The 17578-nt window shown below is 64.5% G+C and carries 18 protein-coding genes and 1 pseudogene; 14 read left to right on the top strand and 5 right to left on the bottom strand.

What is annotated here, in order from left to right:
* Positions 1–47 precede the first annotated feature (47 nt).
* Positions 48–830, top strand: a complete 783-nt coding sequence (locus E8M79_RS02075) for a LytTR family DNA-binding domain-containing protein (protein ID WP_171015672.1) — start codon at positions 48–50, stop codon at positions 828–830.
* On the opposite strand, the gene E8M79_RS02070 is transcribed toward E8M79_RS02075, so the two are convergent.
* Positions 827–2440, bottom strand: coding sequence for a GMC family oxidoreductase N-terminal domain-containing protein (locus E8M79_RS02070; protein ID WP_137150269.1), 1614 nt, complete (start codon positions 2438–2440; stop codon positions 827–829). The two genes, E8M79_RS02075 and E8M79_RS02070, sit on opposite strands and share 4 nt — an antisense overlap.
* A gap of 14 nt (positions 2441–2454) precedes the next feature.
* On the bottom strand, positions 2455–3384 hold the full coding sequence (locus E8M79_RS02065; RefSeq protein ID WP_137150268.1) for a LysR family transcriptional regulator: 930 nt from the start codon (positions 3382–3384) through the stop codon (positions 2455–2457).
* A 167-nt stretch (positions 3385–3551) separates the two neighbouring features.
* On the opposite strand from E8M79_RS02065, the gene lnt reads away from it, so the two are divergent.
* The 8 genes and pseudogenes from lnt to E8M79_RS02025 all read left to right on the top strand — a co-directional run bounded on the left by lnt (position 3552) and on the right by E8M79_RS02025 (position 10703).
* Complete coding sequence (gene lnt / locus E8M79_RS02060; RefSeq protein WP_137150267.1) at positions 3552–5162, top strand: apolipoprotein N-acyltransferase; 1611 nt, start codon at positions 3552–3554, stop codon at positions 5160–5162.
* An 85-nt stretch (positions 5163–5247) separates the two neighbouring features.
* Complete coding sequence (locus E8M79_RS02055; RefSeq protein WP_137150266.1) at positions 5248–5865, top strand: ribonuclease D; 618 nt, start codon at positions 5248–5250, stop codon at positions 5863–5865.
* Positions 5865–6518, top strand: coding sequence for a hypothetical protein (locus E8M79_RS02050; protein WP_137150265.1), 654 nt, complete (start codon positions 5865–5867; stop codon positions 6516–6518). Before E8M79_RS02055 ends, E8M79_RS02050 begins: the two co-directional genes overlap by 1 nt.
* Positions 6515–6973, top strand: a complete 459-nt coding sequence (locus E8M79_RS02045) for an LptA/OstA family protein (protein ID WP_137150264.1) — start codon at positions 6515–6517, stop codon at positions 6971–6973. The genes E8M79_RS02050 and E8M79_RS02045 overlap by 4 nt, the downstream gene beginning before the upstream one ends.
* A 20-nt stretch (positions 6974–6993) precedes the next feature.
* Positions 6994–7725: pseudogene (lptB, locus tag E8M79_RS02040) on the top strand (LPS export ABC transporter ATP-binding protein); the annotation flags it as partial.
* A gap of 139 nt (positions 7726–7864) precedes the next feature.
* The gene (rpoN, locus tag E8M79_RS02035) at positions 7865–9376 is read left to right on the top strand and encodes an RNA polymerase factor sigma-54 (protein ID WP_137150262.1); all 1512 of its coding nucleotides are present in this window, start codon (positions 7865–7867) and stop codon (positions 9374–9376) included.
* A 240-nt stretch (positions 9377–9616) separates the two neighbouring features.
* A complete protein-coding gene (gene raiA, locus E8M79_RS02030; protein ID WP_137150261.1) occupies positions 9617–10189 on the top strand; it encodes a ribosome-associated translation inhibitor RaiA in 573 nt (190 codons plus the stop codon).
* A 46-nt stretch (positions 10190–10235) separates the two neighbouring features.
* Complete coding sequence (locus E8M79_RS02025; RefSeq protein ID WP_137150260.1) at positions 10236–10703, top strand: PTS sugar transporter subunit IIA; 468 nt, start codon at positions 10236–10238, stop codon at positions 10701–10703.
* Positions 10704–10778: 75 nt separating this feature from the next.
* On the opposite strand, the gene E8M79_RS02020 is transcribed toward E8M79_RS02025, so the two are convergent.
* Both E8M79_RS02020 and E8M79_RS02015 read right to left on the bottom strand, forming a co-directional pair.
* Entirely contained in the window at positions 10779–11066 is a 288-nt protein-coding gene (locus tag E8M79_RS02020) for a DUF1150 family protein (RefSeq protein ID WP_137150259.1), read from the bottom strand.
* 14 nt (positions 11067–11080) lie between these two features.
* Positions 11081–11500 (bottom strand): Hsp20 family protein, encoded by a 420-nt coding sequence (locus E8M79_RS02015; protein WP_137150258.1) that lies wholly within the window; start codon positions 11498–11500, stop codon positions 11081–11083.
* Positions 11501–11616: 116 nt separating this feature from the next.
* On the opposite strand from E8M79_RS02015, the gene E8M79_RS02010 reads away from it, so the two are divergent.
* Positions 11617–12450 carry a glycosyltransferase family A protein gene (locus E8M79_RS02010; RefSeq protein ID WP_171015671.1) on the top strand — a complete coding sequence of 278 codons (834 nt, stop codon included), beginning with the start codon at positions 11617–11619 and terminating at the stop codon, positions 12448–12450.
* Positions 12451–12510: 60 nt separating this feature from the next.
* On the opposite strand, the gene E8M79_RS02005 is transcribed toward E8M79_RS02010, so the two are convergent.
* Positions 12511–12825, bottom strand: coding sequence for a hypothetical protein (locus E8M79_RS02005; RefSeq protein WP_137150256.1), 315 nt, complete (start codon positions 12823–12825; stop codon positions 12511–12513).
* 270 nt (positions 12826–13095) lie between these two features.
* Here E8M79_RS02005 and rpmI point away from each other — a divergent pair, with 270 nt between their 5' ends.
* From rpmI to pheT, 4 genes are all read left to right on the top strand, one after another.
* Positions 13096–13296, top strand: coding sequence for a 50S ribosomal protein L35 (rpmI, locus tag E8M79_RS02000; protein WP_137150255.1), 201 nt, complete (start codon positions 13096–13098; stop codon positions 13294–13296).
* 20 nt (positions 13297–13316) lie between these two features.
* On the top strand, positions 13317–13718 hold the full coding sequence (gene rplT / locus E8M79_RS01995) for a 50S ribosomal protein L20 (protein ID WP_137150254.1): 402 nt from the start codon (positions 13317–13319) through the stop codon (positions 13716–13718).
* A gap of 199 nt (positions 13719–13917) precedes the next feature.
* Positions 13918–15048, top strand: a complete 1131-nt coding sequence (gene pheS / locus E8M79_RS01990) for a phenylalanine--tRNA ligase subunit alpha (protein WP_137150253.1) — start codon at positions 13918–13920, stop codon at positions 15046–15048.
* 66 nt (positions 15049–15114) lie between these two features.
* Positions 15115–17532 carry a phenylalanine--tRNA ligase subunit beta gene (gene pheT / locus E8M79_RS01985; RefSeq protein ID WP_137150252.1) on the top strand — a complete coding sequence of 806 codons (2418 nt, stop codon included), beginning with the start codon at positions 15115–15117 and terminating at the stop codon, positions 17530–17532.
* Positions 17533–17578: the final 46 nt, after the last annotated feature.

Below are 17578 nucleotides of genomic sequence, written 5' to 3'. Positions count from 1 at the left end.
TACACTGGCCGCTGCAACGCTTCCTTCGTCAGCGGTCCAGATTGTCCGTGAAATCGCGCCCCCTGCAGTTCGCGCTGCGTGAAATACACCGCCTCGCCGCCCATCCCACCAGCTGGCTGGTGCTGGCGGGCGCCAGCCTGCTCATGGGCATGGTGGGGCCATTCGGTACCTTTGAAATGCCGCTCGGTCCCCGGCTCGCCTATTGGACCGTCGTGGTGGTCATCACCGCGGCGCTGGGCACTCTGGTCGATATTGTGGTGCTATCCCTCTTGCCCAACCACTGGCCGCGACCAATGGCGGCCGGGCTGGGCGGCGCTGTCGCCGGCCTGCCCATCGCCCTTTCCGTCTGGCTGATCAATCTGCTGGCCTTTGATGGTGTCGAGCCATCCATCAGCCTGCCGGTGCTCGCGGCCTATTGCATCCCCATCGCCGCCCTCGTCACCACGGTTGCCGCCGGCCTGCGCCAGTCCGCGCCCGCGCCTGTCGCTGCGCCTGTGCCGGCGGCGACAATCCGGCCGCCCCTGCTCGATCGGCTGGCCTTGCCGCAGCGCGGCCGGCTGCTGCATCTGGCCGTCAACGACCACTATGTCGATGTCACCACCGATCGCGGCACCACGCTGGTGCTGATCCGCCTGTCTGACGCCATCCGCGAGACGGCACCCGTGCCGGGCCTCCAGGTCCATCGCTCCCACTGGGTGGCGCTGGACGCCGTCAGGCGCTCGTCCCGACAGGCCGGCAAGCCGGTGCTGGAGCTGGAAAACGGCACCATCGTGCCGGTGAGCCGCACCTTTCTCGATGCGGCCCGCGCGGCCGGGCTCCTCGCGCGCTAGGCGCCCCCGATCAGGCTGGCCGCCTTGCTGCCGATGGCCATGGCCGGGGCATTGGTATTGCCCGACACGATCTGCGGCATGATCGAGCAGTCGATCACCCGCAATCCGTCGATGCCTTTTACCTTCAGATCCGGCGTCACCACGGCGCTGGGGTCGCTGTCGAGCCCCATGCGCAGCGTGCCCACCGGGTGGTAATTGGTCTTGACGGTCTGGCCGCAATAGCGCTCCAGCGCCACCGGGTCCGCCATCACCTCTGCTCCGGGCAGCAGCTCCTCGGCTATTTTGCTCCTGAACGGTTCGGTGGCCAGCAGCGCCCGTGCTGTCTCGAGCGCCGCCATGGTCAGCCTGAGATCGTCGCGATCGCCAAAGAAGTTGCAATTGACCAGCGGCTGGTCGGCCGGGTCGGCCGAGCGCAGCGTCACGCTGCCGCGCGCCTTGGGCCGCAACAGACATGAGGTGAAGGTCACGCCCCAGGTCGGCTCGGCGGCGCTGACGTCGCGGTCGAGATAGACGATGGGCGCGCAATAGAGCTGGATGGTTGGTCGCTCGCCGCCATCGGGGTCAAAGAACAGGCAGGCCTCGATGCCCGTGGTCGTCACGGGTCCCGAGTTGAACGCCAGATATTGCAGCCCGTTGCGCAGCATGGCCCAGCCCTTGTCCTGGCCGAAATAGCCCGACTTGCCGCGCGTGGTGGCAATTACCGGCACTTCATGGTGGTCCTGCAGATTCTGTCCGACGCCCGGCAGGTCCGCCACGACGGCAATGCCATGCGCACGCAAGTGCGCGGCCGGCCCCAGCCCGCTCAGCATCATCAGCTTGGCGCTGTTGTAGCTGCCGGCCGCCACCAGCACTTCGCGCGAGGCCCGCACGATCTGGCTCTCGCCGTCCTTGCGATATTCCAGGCCCACGGCCCGGCCATTCTCGATCAGGATGCGGTCCACCCGCGCATCGGTCACAATGGTCAGGCGCGGATCGTCTTCGAGCGGCACCAGGAACGCCTTGCGCGCATCCGACCGCTCGGTATAGCGCCCCCATTGCCCATAGGTGTGCTGCATGATGCCCACCCCGTTCTGGCGGGCACCGTTGAAGTCGGGATTATAGGCGTGCCCTAGTCCCTGCGCCGCCCGCAAAAAGTCCTCGGTGGTCGGCGAGATATGCGCCGGCTCGGAGACGCGCAGATTGCCATCAATGCCGTGGAATTCATCGTTGAAGCGACTATTGGCTTCGATGCCAGTGAAATGGGGCAGCATGTCCGCATAGGACCATGCGCCGCTGTTGCCCAGCCCGGCCGCCCAGCCGTCATAGTCCGCCGCCTGGCCGCGCATATAGACCATGGCATTGACCGCACTGCCGCCGCCCAGCGCCTTGCCCACCGGCACGATGGGGGCGCGGCCGCCCAGTTGCGGCTGCGGCACGGTCTTGTGCATTTCGAGGAAATCGTCCCGCGCCAGGAACTTCATATAGCCAGCCGGCATATCCATCAGCCGATGCGTCCGCGCCGGTCCACGCTCGATCAACAGCACCGAACAGCCGAAATCGCGCACCAGCCGCATCGCGGCCACGCAGGCGGCCGATCCGCCGCCCGCGATGACAAAGTCATACTCAACCATAGGCGCAGTCCCCCTCACGCCTGCGCGAGCATCTCGTCCAGGCGGTCCTCGATGATAATGCCCACATTGGCGCATTCATGCGCAATCTCGCGCACAAAATCGGCGAGCATTTCGCGCTTGAGCGCCGCCGCCGAGCGCACCACCATGGCGGTGTCGCGGTGCAGCGGCTCGAAATGGGTCGGCGCGATCTCCACCAGCCGCCCCGCCGCCACATCCTCGGCAATGGCCGACTGCACGAAGAACCCCAGCCCCTGGCCCTTCATGGCCAGCCGCCGTGCCGGCCCGGTGGGCAGGTCAACGCTGGTCTGCGCCATGCGGGCCAGTGCCGCCGCCTGTTCCGGCTCGGCCTGCCACCAGCGCAGCGATATCACGCGAGGCACCAGCGCCAGCACCTCCTCGATCTCGGGCTGGCTGGAGAGTTTTGATGCGATCTCGGGCGACACCACCAGCGGCACCCGCTCGCGCATCACCATCAGCGGCTGCAGGTCGACCACCAGCGGATCAAGATTGGGCCAGCACAATATGCCCATTTCCACATTGCGCTCATGCAGCATGGCGACGATTTGCGACTGCCGCCCCTCGTTCACCACCACATCGACATGGGGGTATTTTTCCTGGAAGCGCAGCAGGGATTCGGTGATCAGTGGCGACACCAGCGTGCGCAGCGAGGCAATGGCCACCCGCCCGCGCTCGGCCAGCCGCAGCGCCTCGCGCGCTTCCTGCGCCGTGCCGATGATGCGCCGCGCAAACGGCAGAAAGGTCATGCCCTGGTCGGTCAGCGTCACCGTGCGCCCGCGCTGGAACAGCGTCACGCCCAGCAATTGCTCCAGCGCCCGGATGCGCATCGAGGCCGTGGCCTGGGTAATGTTGAGATGGGCCGCCGCGCGGGTGAAACTCTGCTCGCGCACGATGCGGTCAAAGGTACGGAGCTGATCGAGGTCCATTGGTTTGGCTTATATGCTCGGGAATTTTCTCGCCTAAACCCAGACTAACATTGCCTTTTACGATGTCAAAGTCTGCCGCGCGCGCACGTCCGCGGCACCTGCCTTGACGCTAAGGGTCCCACCGGCCAGCTTGGCCGCATGCGCCCTGATTCGCCGAGTGTCCGGCCATGACCTGGCTTGCCGAGACCGCCATGCTCAGCCATGGCTGGCGCCGCTTCCTGCTGCTCGTGCTGGCCGGGGCCCTCGCCGGGCTGTCGATCCCCCCGCTCTTCGTGCTGCCGGCGCTCTTTGTCGCCTTCCCCATCTGGGTCTGGTGCCTGGATGGCGCCACGCCCGGCCGTGGCTGGCGGCGGCTGTTCGGCCAGGCCTTCACCATCGGCTTTGCCTTTGGCTGGGGCTATTTCACCGTCGCTTTCCATTGGCTCGGCGCCGCCTTTTTCGTCGATGGCGGCGTCATGCTGGTCATCATGCCCTTTGCCATTCTCGCTCTAGCGGCGCTCATCGCCTTCTTCTGGGGCCTCGCCAGCGCGCTGGCGCATCTGTTCTGGTCGCATGGTCCCTGGCGCATTGTGACCCTGGCTACCTTTCTGACCATGGCCGAATGGGCCCGCGGCCATCTCCTGACCGGTTTCCCGTTTGACCTGTTGGGCTATGCGCTCACCCCCAATGACGAGATGATGCAGCTGGCCGCCGTCATCGGCATCTATGGGCTCACTTTGCTGGCCGCGCTTCTCGCCATGACGCCGGCGCTGATCTGGCCTGCCGACGGCCGCAGCCTCAATCGGCGCCTCTTGCCGTTCTTTTTGGCCATCGGCGTCATTGCCGCCCAACTCGGCTACGGCTCCAACCGCATCAGCGGCACCATCGTCACCCCGCGCACCGATGTCAGCCTGCGCCTGGTGCAGCCGCTGGTCTATGAACATGCCGACTGGGCCAAGGCCGACCCCGTCGCGCTGATTGACCGCCTGCTCATGCTGTCGGAAATGCGCATGGACCCGGCCGATCAGGGCCTGGCCGATATCAACACCCTGGTCTGGCCCGAATCCAGCCTGCCGTTCTTCCTCTCATCCTATCCCGAGGCTCTGGCGCGCATCGCCCGCATGCTGCCCGAGGGCGCGACGCTGCTGGCCGGTGCGCCCCGGCAGGATTATCTGCCCGGCGCCAGTGCCAGCGCCGGCCCGCCCTACAATGCGCTTCTGGCCATCGACACCAATGGCGAGGTCATCGCCAGCTATGACAAATCCCATCTGGTGCCCTTCGGCGAATTCCTGCCCTTTGCGCCCTTCTTTGCCCAATTGGGCATCAAGCAATTCGTCCCCGGCGCCGAGGGCTGGGCGCATGGCGATGCCAAGCGGCGGCTGATGAGCCTGCCCGGCATGCCGGTGTTCCTCGCCGTCATCTGCTACGAGATCCTGTTCTCCGGCGATCTGGGCGACACCCAGACCGCGCAATACCTGCTCAACATCACCAATGATGCCTGGTTCGACAATTCCATTGGCCCCGCCCAGCATGCCCAGCACGCCCGAGTCCGCGCCGTCGAGGAGGGCATGAGCCTGATCCGCGCCGCCAATTCGGGCCTGACCTTTGCCACCGACCCGCTCGGCCGCATCACCGCGCAATTGCCGCCGTTGCAGATGGCCGTGCTCGATGTGGTGCCCGATGAGCGCCTGCCGCCCACCCCCTTTGCCCGCTGGCGCTATTGGCCGCTGCTGGGGGCGCTGCTGCTCGGCCTGGGCATAGCCGTGCTCAGCAGCCGCCGGCGCAAGTCGCCCATCTGAGGCCGACCTGAAGCCGCGCCCCCCATGCCTTCCCAACGCCTTGATGCTGTGTCATCACCAGACAAGCAAACTCATCGAGACCACCATGGCCATCCGACTGCATCGCGGCGATCTGCCCAATCTGTCCAATTATGACGGGCGCGCCGTCGCCATCGACACCGAAACGATGGGCCTTGATCCGCATCGCGATCGCCTCTGCGTCGTCCAGCTCTCCCCCGGCGATGGCAGTGCCGATATCGTGCAGATCCCCAAGGACGCCACTGATGCGCCCAATCTGGTCAAGCTGCTGTCCGATCCTGCCATCACCAAGATCTTCCACTATGCCCGCTTCGACGTCGCCGTGCTGCGCCAGCGCTTCGGCGTCGTCACCGGCCCGATCTATTGCACCAAGATCGCTTCGCGCCTCGTCCGCACCTATACTGACCGGCATGGCCTCAAGGACCTCTGCCGCGAGCTGCTGAACCTGGACATTTCCAAGCAGCAGCAGAGCTCGGATTGGGGCAGCGACAAGCTCAGCGATGCCCAGCTCGATTATGCCGCCGCCGATGTGCTGCATCTGCATGATCTGCGCCGCCATCTCGATCGCATGCTGGCCCGCGAGGGGCGCACCGCGCTGGCCCAGTCCTGCTTTGACTTCCTCAACACCCGCTGCGAGCTCGATCTCCTCGGCTGGGGCGAAGTCGACATCTTCGCGCATAGCTGATGGCAGCCACTGGCTTTGATTTCTCGGCCGATGCCGCCCGGCGCGCCGCCATCTACCAGGGGCTGATGCGGCGCAATCGCCGCGTGCGCGTGCTGCGTCTCGCCGTGCCGCTGGCTGGCGCCCTGGTGCTGACCGCGTTGCTCGGCGAAATCTATATTTCGAGCTTGGGCACCCGCTTCGGCGTCGGCCGCATTTCGGTCACCCGCGACAGTGTCTCGATTGAAACGCCCGAATATTCCGGCGTCCTGGACAATGGCACCACCTATCGCGTCTGGGCCGGCCAGGCCAAGGCCGCCATCGGCAGCACCGATCGCATCGCGCTCACCGATGCGCGCCTCGTGCTGCGCAAGCTCAATGGCGTCACCACCACCATCACCGCGGTCGATTCCACGCTCGATATGGCCGCCGAGACCGTCACCATCCCCGGCGTCGCCAATATTTCGGAATCCACCGGCACCACCGGCACCATCGTCAATTCCGTCTTCGACTATGCCAACCAGCAGCTGGTGGGGCAGGGGCCCGTCCATGTCGATCAGGCCGATGGCACCACGCTCGACAGCGTCGGCATGAGCTATGATACCAATGCCGCGCGCTGGACATTCTCGCGCGCCAACGTCACCCTGCCGTCGACGCCCGGATCAAAATCACCATGATGCTTCGCCCGCTCGCATTCCTCGCCCTGGCTCTGGCCCTGTTGGCGACACCGGCCCTGGCGCAGAGCAAGGTCAATATCACCGCCGATTTGTTTGACCTCGACGAGGCCAATCACACCGCTGTCTTCACCGGCAATGTCGTGGTGGTCCATCCCACCGTCACCGTCTGGGCGCCCAAGGTTGTCGCCACCTATGGCGATGGCGGCACCAGCGACATCAAGACCTTTGAGGCCACCGGCGACGTCAAGCTGCAGACCGTGGATCAGACCGCCACCGGCCAGCGCGCCGTCTTCACACCGGCCGACCAATTGCTGCGCCTCACCGGCGATGTCGTGGTGGTCAATGCCGGCGGCACCGTCAACGCCAGCGAACTGGTGGTGAACCTGGAGACCAATGTCTCCACCTTCACCAGCGGCCAGTCCGGCCGGGTCACCGGGGTGTTCAACTCGCAATGACCCAGGACCCCAAGCCGCGAATCGACCGCACGGGCTGGCTGGTCGCCCACAGCCTTGCCAAGAGCTTTGGCAAGCGCGTGGTGGTGCGCGACGTCTCCATTGCCCTGCGCCGCGGCGAGGCCGTCGGCCTGCTCGGCCCCAATGGCGCCGGCAAGACCACGGTCTTCACCATGATCATGGGCCTGGTCAAACCCGACGCGGGCAGTATCCAGATCGATGGCCGCGACATCACCCGCCTGCCGCTGTTCCAGCGCGGCCAGCTCGGCATCGGCTATCTGCCGCAGGAGCCCTCGATTTTCCGCGGGCTGACCGTGACCGGCAATATCATGGCCGTGCTCGAAAACCACATTTCCGACCGCAAGGCCCGCAAGGCGCGGCTCGCCTCGCTGCTCGAGGAATTCTCCATCCAGCATCTGGCCAATTCCAACGCGCTGGCCCTCTCGGGCGGCGAACGCCGCCGCGTCGAGATCGCCCGTGCCCTGGCCGCCGATCCCGCCTTCATGCTGCTCGACGAGCCCTTTGCCGGCGTCGATCCCATCGCCGTGGCCGAGGTCAAGGGCCTGGTGCGCCAGCTCACCCATCGCGGCATTGGCGTGCTGATCACCGACCACGCCGTGCGCGAAACGCTGGGCCTGGTGGATCGCGCCTATGTCATCCACGGCGGCAAGGTGATGATCCAGGGCCGCCCGGAAACCATCAGCGCTGACCCCGACGCCCGCCGCGTCTATCTCGGCGAGAATTTCGAGATCTGATCCGGCCCGGTGCCAACCGGCTTTGGCCGGCGCCAGCATGATACTGGCATGAAACTTGCTGGTTCTGTTTTTTTGAGGCATGGTCCGCGCTGGGAAGTGGCTGGAAACAGCCGGAATTTGCGCTAAAGGTCTCCGCCGTATGGCTCTTTCGCCGCGTCTTGAATTTCGCCAGGCCCAGAGCCTGACGCTGACGCCGCAGCTGATGCAGTCGATCCGTCTGCTGCAGCTGAGCCATCTTGAGCTCAATGACTTCGTCGAAGCCGAGCTGCTGCGCAATCCGCTGCTCGAGCGCGAGGATGGCGCCGAGCCCGGCGATGCCGAACCGGCCCAGCCGCCCGAGCGCTCCACCGAAATCAGCGCCTATGAGGATACCGTCGATCGCGGCGACCGCATCCAGGATGCCACCTCCATCGCTGATGGCTATGACACCGCCGTCGAGAATGTCTTTCCCGATCAGGGCGCGCAGGACCAGTTGGTGCCCAGCACGCGGCTCGACCGCAATGGCGCCAGCGAGGGCGGCGAGGCCCCCGACATCGACCAATATGTCGCCTCGCGCCCCGTTCTGGGCGAGCACCTCGAGGCGCAGGCCAATATGCTGCTGCGCACCACGGCCGACCGGCTGATTGCCCGCCATCTCATCGATGGTCTCAACGAGGCCGGCTATCTGACGCTCGATATTGCCGCCCTGGCCGAGCAGCTGGGCGCCGAAGTGGCCGATATCGAGGCCGTGCTCGGCGTGCTGCAGGGCTGCGATCCGGTTGGCGTCTTTGCCCGCACCGTGCCCGAGTGCCTGGCCATCCAGCTGCGCGATCGCGACCGGCTCGACCCCATGATGCAGGCGCTGCTCGACAATATTGGCCTGTTGGCCGAGCACGACATGCTGGGCCTGATGCGTGCCGTCGGCTGCGACCGCGAGGATCTCACCGACATGCTGGCCGAGATCCGCCAGCTCGATCCCAAGCCGGGCCTGGCCTTTGACAGTGGCCCGGTGGAAACCGTGGTCCCCGATGTCTTCGTGCGCCGCGGCAATGATGGCGCCTGGCAGGTCGAGCTCAACACCGAAGTGCTGCCGCGCGTGCTGATCAACCGGGTCTATTACGCGACCGTCTCCAAATTGACCCGCAACCCGGCGGAAAAGGCCTTTCTGTCCGACAGCCTCTCGACCGCCAACTGGCTCACCAAATCCCTCGACCAGCGCGCCCAGACCATTCTCAAGGTCGCCAGCGAGATCGTGCGCCAGCAGGATGGCTTCCTTACCCATGGCATTGCCCATCTCAAGCCGATGACCCTGCGCATGGTGGCCGAAACCATCGACATGCACGAATCCACCGTCAGCCGCGTCACAGCCAACAAATATATCGCCACGCCGCGCGGCCTGTTTGAGATGAAATATTTCTTCACCACCGCCATCGCCTCCAGCGACGGTGGCGTCGATCACTCGGCCGAAGCCGTGCGCCACCGCATTCGCCAGCTTATCGCGGCCGAAGTGGTCACCGATGTGCTCAGCGACGATACCATCGCCGATATGCTCAAGCAGGAGCAGGGCATCGATCTGGCGCGGCGCACCGTGGCCAAATACCGCGAGGCCATGAACATCCCCTCGTCGGTCATCCGGCGCCGCCAGATGAAAAATCTCGAGCGCATGGCCTGAATCACTTGGCCACCGGGCGAAACTGCCCGCGAAAGTTAAGGCCAATTTCAGGCGAAGTCCAAAGGATAAACAAACCAGAACGGGCAGTTGCGCATTGCGCCTGCGTTGGACGCAGGTCTAGCATTGCACCTGTCGCATACCCACATCCTGTGGGTAGGCAACAGGCGCGAGACCCGATGTCCGCAACCCGGCTTTCGGCAGCTCTCGCGTCGCACAACGACGAGAAAGAAAGAGGAAGCCATGACCTTACGCGTTTCGGGAAAGAACATGGACGTCGGCGATGCACTCCGCGGCAAGGCGGAAGAGCATTTCGAGGCTGTCGTGGGCAAGTATTTCGACGGCGGCTATGACGGACATTTGACCCTCACCCCCGATGGCATTGGTTTCCGGGCCGACTGCGTGGTTCACCTCGATTCCGGCGCGACGCTGCAGGCCAGCGCCCAGGGTGGCGATGCCACGGCGGCCTATGAAGTGATGGCGCTCAATATCGAGAAGCGCCTGCGCCGCTATAACCGCAAGCTCAAGCAGCACCGTCGCGGCGCCAATGGCGATGGCGAGGTTATGGCGCAGTATACGGTGTTCGATTCCGGCGATCAGTTTGACGAGCTCGATGCCGACTACGCGCCGGCCGTGATTGCCGAAACCACCAAGAACCTGCGCCAGCTCAGTGTTGAAGAGGCGGTGATGGAGCTCGATCTCAGCGGCGGACAGGTTGTGATGTTCCGCCACGCTGGACATGGCGGGCTCAATGTGGTCTACCGCCGCTCCGACGGCAATATAGGCTGGATTGATCCAGCACTCGGAGCCAATTGAAGGCTGCCGCGCCGACAATTGTATGACTGATCTCAGGGCGAATTGTATGGAATTGGCCGATATCCTGGCTGAGCGTGCTGTGCTTTGCTGCACGGGCGTAGAAACGAAACGCCAGTTGTTTGAACAACTTGCTGAGCGGGCTGCCGAATTGACCGGCAGCCCCCAGGCCGAGATCCTTTCCGCTATCGTCAGCCGGGAGGATCTGGGCTCGACCGGTCTCGGCAATGGCATCGCCATTCCCCATGGCAAGATCGCCGGCCTGGGCGGTGTGACGGCCCTGTTTGCCCGGCTCGACCAGCCGATCGATTTTGATTCGCTGGACGATCAGCCGGTCGATCTGGTGGTCATGCTCCTGGCCCCCACCGGGGCCGGGGCCGATCACCTCAAGGCCCTCTCAATAGTGGCCCGCCTGCTGCGCACCGAATCGGTGGTCGACGAGCTGCGCCGCATGGACGATTCTGCCCGCATCCATGCGCTGCTGACCGCCCCGATCGCCACCCACTACGCGGCCTGATCGGGCCGGATAAACAAAAAACCCTCCGGCCTTGCGGTCGGAGGGTTTTTTGTTGGCCGGTGCCGGCCGCTGCGCCTAATGCAGCGTTGCCAGGCCCAGGCTGCTCTCTTCGAGCCAGTCGGTTACGCCCTCGGCGGTATCGGTCACCAGCAGCGGCTTGCCATCGGCCGACATCACCAACTGATACTCGCCCTCGGGCTCGAATGTGGCGTCTTCAATCATCTCGCCCAGCACGGCGCCGCTGACGGCGCGGGTATAGGCGACGGCATTGCCACCCAGGGCTGCAAACTGCGCCCGGGTCAGAGACTTCAGGGGATGGATCACGTGATCCGCAGCGGCCTGGTCGTTTCTTTTTTCATACATGGTCGGCCCTTTCCTCAAAGTGAGCGAATCTCGATACGGCGGGCGGTCTTGGCCAGCTTCGGGCGCTCGATCTCGATCACCAGCATACCATGTCCCAGCGTCGCGTCCTTCACGATCATGCCATCGGCCAGAAGAAACGCCCGCTGGAACTGCCGCGCGGCAATGCCGCGATGCAGGAACTGGCGTCCGCTGTCATCCTTCTGCTTGCCGCGCACCACGATCTGGTTGTCCTCGGCCGTCACGTCCAGTTCCTGGGCGCTGAAGCCGGCAACAGCGATGGACACCAGGAACCTCTCGGTTCCATCGGCCTCCACATGGCGCTCGATATTATAGGGCGGATAGCCATCGGCGGATTTGGCGAGTCGATCCACACGCTCCTCGAAGCTGTCGAAGCCGAGGAGAAACGGGGCGGAAAACACCGATATGCGCGTCATACAGGCCGTCCTTGAGATCAAGCAACGTATCGTGCGCGGCCCGATTGGTGTGGCACCGCGCGTCTGCCAGAGATATGGGACATGGGCTTAGTCTGTTCAAGTCCGGTGCTCTGCCCATGTCCTCAACCATTGCCGTGGTCACCCCCGCCTTCCGGGCCGAAACCACGATCGTCACCACCGTGCGCAGCGTGCTGGCCCAGACCCACACCGATTGGCAGCTCTGGCTGGTGGCCGATGATGGCTTCGACTATGCCGGCTTTCTCGCGCAGCACGGCATTGCCGATGCTCGCATCATCCACACCACCAGCGGTGGCATTGGCCTGGGCGCCTCGCGCACCCGCAATGTGGCGCTGGAGCAAATCACCGCGCCTTTTGTCGCCATTCTCGATGCCGACGACCGCTTCAAGCCCAACAAGCTCGAACGCGCCATCTCGGCTCTCGCCGATCACGCCATTGTCACCTGTGCGCTTGATGTGATGACCGACAGCTTCGACCATCTGCGTTTTGTCGGCACCGGCCCTGACCGCGTCCTGACGCCGGGCCAGCATAAATGGGTCAGCCTCTCGATGGATTCCATGGTCATCTGGGATCGTCGGCGCACCGATGCGCGCTATGATGTGACCATGAGCAACATGACCGATCTCGAACTGCTGCTGCAGCTCTATCGTGCCGTGCCGGCCTCGTTTCACCTCGGCACGCCGCTGCATGACTATATCAAGCGCTCAAGCTCGATGAGCAATGGCGCCAATGTCGCTGCCGGCATGATCGCCTCCAAGACCACGCTGCTCGATCGCTTGCGCGCCGGTGCCTATGGCCTGCCCGAGGCCGATGTCACCGGGCTTGTCGACTTTCTCGAGATCTCGCTGGTCGCGGAAGGCGAATATGCGGCCGCGCTGGCCGCCCGGCCGGGCCTGCTGTTTGAGGATCATCTCGAACCGCGCCTGCAATAGAAAAGGCCGACCCCGAAGGGCCGGCCATCGTCACAACGGGGAGGGCGCTGTGGAAAGCTCTTACAGTGCGTAGAGCGTCAGGCTGTTCTGCTCGCCGCTCACACCCACGATCTGGTCGACCGTAAAGCCCTGGCGTTCGATGGATTCGACCAGCCACTTGTTGTTCTTGATATTGGCCTGCACCGAGGCAATGTCATTGTCGCCACGCAGCGACAGCTCCTGGCCGCCATTGAGCTTCTGCACGGTGGCCGTGGTGGCTTCCTGGATGGCGCCCAGGGATTCAACGCCGCCCATCACATTATAGGGGCTGGCAGAGACGGCCGAAACGCCGGCAAACAGGGTGGCGGTCAGGGCGATGATCTTGAACAGCTTCATAATATCTTCCTTTGTGTAATTTGCGCTCGCTGTGGTCTCGAGCTATGGGAAACTACGAAGCCTGGCCGCGATAAGTTTCACCGCTGTTGCAGAAAACCGAACGAGCCCTGCAAACTGAGGGGCTTCGGTGCCCGTTCTGCCCCTTGCCAGCCGGGCGGATTGCCCCTATAGAGCCCACTTCTCCGGATCGCCCGGCCAAAAGGCATGCCGTGGCGATCTCTGAATGCGATGGGCCCCAATCCATCCAAGTTTCTTACAAGGACCCGCAAAATGCCCAAGATGAAGACGAAATCTGGCGCCAAAAAGCGTTTCAGTTTCACAGCGTCCGGTCGTGTCAAGGCAGGCGTCGCCGGCAAGCGCCACCGCCTGATCAACCACAACGCCAAGTACATCCGCACCAACCGCGGCACCAAGATCCTGTCCAAGGGCGACGAGGGTCTGGTCAAGTGGTACATGCCGTACAACCGCTAACGCTGAAAGGAAGCTGACACATGTCACGCGTTAAAAGAGGCGTTACCAATCACGCCCGTCACAAGAAGGTTTTGAAGGCTGCGGAGGGCTATTATGGCCGCCGCAAGTCGACGATCCGTATCGCCAAGCAGGCCGTCGAAAAGGCCGGCCAGTACGCTTACCGCGATCGTCGCGTCAAGAAGCGCAACTTCCGCGCCCTGTGGATCCAGCGCATCAACGCTGCCGTCCGTGATCATGGGCTGACCTATGGTCGATTTATCGACGGCCTCAGCAAGGCTGAGGTTGCCGTTGACCGCAAGGTGCTGAGCGATCTCGCGATCACCCAGCCCGAAGCGTTCGGCGTGCTGGTCGCAAAGGCCAAGGCTGCCCTGGCGTATCTGGAAGGCGTGGACGCTGTCACCCACGCCCGCGTCACCGCCTAACACTCCCAGCTCTGCTGAGGTCAAAATAGCGCCTTGCGCCGCCCTTTGGGCTGGCGCGGGGCGTTTTGTTTTGCTCTAAAGCCACTGCATTTCCTTTAGACCTCATGGCGCGCCTGTCGAACCACGAGGTCGGTCACCCCGATCCTGCCACGGCCGCGTCTGACCACGGTCGCAGGATAAGGCCCACTGAGAGTTTCTGATGTCCCTCGAGAACCAGATCGCCACCCTGCGCGCCGAACTGGGCGCCGCCATCGCCGCCGCCACCGATGAGGCCGCGCTCGATACCGTCCGCGTCGCCGCCCTGGGCAAGAAGGGCAGCGTTTCGGCGCTGCTGGCCTCGCTGGGCAGCATGGCCCCCGATGAGCGCAAGAGCGCCGGCCCCGCCATCAATGGCCTCAAGACCGAGATTGCCGGGCTCATCGAGGACAAGTCGACCGCCCTCAAGGCCGCTGCCCTCGACGCCCGCCTCAAGGCCGAGACGCTCGATGTCACCCTGCCGCTGCAGCCCGCGCCCACCGCCCGCGGCCGCATCCACCCCATCAGCCAGACCATCGACGAAATCACGGCGATCTTTTCGGACATGGGGTTCTCCATCGCCGAAGGGCCCGATATCGAGACCGACTATTTCAACTTCACCGCGCTCAATTTCCCCGAGGGGCATCCGGCGCGCGAGATGCACGACACCTTCTTCATGAAGCCCGGTGCCGATGGGGTCAAAAAAGTGCTGCGCACCCACACCTCGCCGGTGCAGGTCCGCGTCATGCAAAAGACCAATGAAAAGCCGGCTGCCGCCTATATGACCCCCGCCATGGATCCGCCGATCCGCGTGGTCATTCCCGGCCGCACCTATCGCAATGACAGTGACCAGACCCACACGCCCATGTTCCACCAGGTCGAGGGTCTGGTCATCGACAAGTCCAGTCACATCGGCCAGTTGCGCTGGGTGCTCGAGGAATTCCTCAAAGCCTTCTTTGAAGTGCCCAATGTCACGCTGCGCTTCCGCCCCAGCTTCTTCCCCTTCACCGAGCCGTCCATGGAAGTGGACGTGCAGTGCGATCGCTCGGGCTCCGAGGTCAAGATCGGCGAAGGCAATGACTGGCTGGAGATCCTGGGCTGCGGCATGGTCCATCCCAATGTCATCGCCAATGCCGGGCTCGATCCCGATGTCTACCAGGGCTTTGCCTGGGGCATGGGCATCGATCGCATCGCCATGCTCAAATACGGCATGCCCGACCTGCGCGCCTTCTTCGACGGCGACCAGCGCTGGCTCGACCACTATGGCTTCCGCCCGCTCGATCTGCCGACGCTCTTCGGCGGCCTGAGCAGCTAAGCCCGCTTTCCCATGCCCTGCAGCCCCTGCGCGCAGCACACCTGACTTCCGCTAAAGGCGATAGATATGAAATTCACCCTCGACTGGCTCAAGGAGCACCTCGATACCGACGCATCGGCCGATGAGATCGGCACGACGCTAACGCTGATCGGGCTCGAACTGGAAGGCGTCGAAGATCAGGGCAAGGCGCTCAAGAGCTTCGTGACCGCCCATGTCGTTTCGGCCGAACAGCATCCCAATGCCGACAAGCTGCGCGTCTGCAAGGTCGATGCCGGCACCGGCGAATTGATCGACGTCGTCTGCGGCGCTCCCAATGCGCGCACGGGCCTCAAGACCGTGTTCGCCTTTCCCGGCACCTATATCCCGGGCAAGGACATGACCATCGGCAAGGGCAATATTCGAGGGCAGGTCAGCAATGGCATGCTCTGCTCCAATGCCGAGCTGGAACTGTCCGAGGATCACGACGGCATCATCGAGCTGCCCGCCGATGCGCCCATCGGCGTCAGCTATCCCGCCTATGCCGGCATCGATGGCGTGGTGTTCGACATTTCCATCACCCCCAATCGTGGCGACGCCACCGGCGTCTATGGCATTGCGCGCGACCTCGCCGCCTATGGCCTGGGCACGCTCAAATCGACCGACATGAGCCCGGTGCCCTCCAAGGGCAAGAGCCCGATTGCGCCGCTGCCGCACCAGTTCGGCGCCGATGAACCCAAGGCCATCCGCCGCTTTGGCGGCCGCTATATCAAGGGCGTCAAGAATGGCCCGTCCCCGGCCTGGCTGCAGCAGCGCCTGCGCGCCGTTGGCCTGCGGCCCATCAATGCCATTGTCGACATCACCAATTGGGTCTCGCTCGGCTGGGGCCGTCCGCTGCACGCCTATGATGCCGATAAGCTCAACGGCCAGCCCGTGCTGCGCAATGCCCGCAACGAGAGCTTCGATGCGCTCGACAACAAGGTCTATACCCTCGACGAGACCATGACCGTCATCGCCGATGACACCGGTCCGCTCTGCCTGGGTGGCATCATGGGCGGCATCCGCTCCGGCGTCACCGATGGCACGGTCAATGTGTTCATGGAATGCGCGAGCTGGGACGCCGATCTCATCGCCCGCACCGGCCGCAAGACCGGTATTGTCAGCGATGCCCGCTATCGCCTCGAGCGCCATGTCGATCCGGCCCTGACCGATCCCGGTCTCGAGCTGGCCACCCGCCTGGTGCTCGAGCTCTGCGGCGGCGAGGCCATGGAGCCGGTGTTTTCGGGTGAGGATGTCTATCCCAACACCACCATCGACTTCCCGCTCGGCGAAGTGGCCCGCCTCACCGGCCTTGCCGTCGAACCCATGGTCGCCACCGCTATCCTGAGCCGCTTGGGCTTTGCCGTCACGCCCAAGGGCGATGGCTTCTCGGTCAAGGTGCCGAGCTGGCGTCCCGACGTCACGCTCAAGGCTGATCTGGTCGAAGAAATTATGCGCATGGTGGGCGTCGACAATATCCCGGTCGAGCCGCTGCCGCGTCTCAACCACGTCGCCCCGCGCATGCTCACCGCCATCCAGAACCGCCGCCGCATCGTGCGTCGGGCGCTGGCCGCGCGCGGCCTCGACGAGGCGGTCACCTGGAGCTTCATCAGCCATGCCGAGGCCACTCGCTTCGGCGGCGGCCAAGAGAGCCTGCAACTGGCCAATGCCATTGCCGCTGACATGACGGACATGCGGCCCTCCCTGCTGCCCGGCCTGCTCGCCGCCGCTCGCCGCAATGCCAATCGCGGCATTGGCGATCTGGCGCTGTTCGAAGTCGGCCAGGTGTTCCTGTCCGATGCGCCCGAAGGTCAGCACACCCATGCCACCGGCATTCGCACCGGCAGCGCGGGTCTCAGCGGTTCCGGTCGCCACTGGGCGGCCAAGGCTGCGCCGGTCGGCGTCTATGATGCCAAGGCCGATCTTGGCGCCGCGCTCGATGCGCTGGGCTATGACATCGACAAGATGCAGATCCTGGCCGAGCCGGCGCCCTGGAGCCATCCCGGCCGTGGTGGCCGCGTCGCCCAGGGCCCCAAGACCATTGCCTGGTTCGGCGAGCTGCACCCGGCCTTCGCCGCCGAGCTCGATATTGCCGGTCCCGTCGCGGCCTTCGAGATCGATCTCGATGCTCTCCCCGAGCCGCGCCGCAAGCCCACGCGCACCAAGCCGGCCCTGGCCCTGTCCCAGCTCATGCCGCTCAGCCGCGACTTCGCCTTTGTGGTCGATCAGTCGGTCACCGCCGCGGTGATCCTCAAGGCCGCGCGCGGCGCCGACAAGGCGCTGATCAAGGACGTGACGATCTTTGACGTCTTCGCCGGCAGCCATGTTGGCGAAGGCAAGAAGTCCGTCGCCATCGCCGTGACGCTGCAGCCGCTCGACAAGACGCTGACCGACGAGGACATCGACAAGGTCTCGGGCGCCATCATCGCCGCCGTCACCAAATCCACCGGCGGCGTCCTGCGGGCCTAACGGGCGGCCTCCATCTCACCTCACACACCAGACTGCACCTCCCCCT

The sequence above is a fragment of the Devosia sp. FKR38 genome (assembly GCF_005222805.1).
In the GTDB taxonomy this organism is placed as follows: domain Bacteria; phylum Pseudomonadota; class Alphaproteobacteria; order Rhizobiales; family Devosiaceae; genus Devosia.
This window is presented reverse-complemented; position numbering and strand designations above follow the sequence as displayed.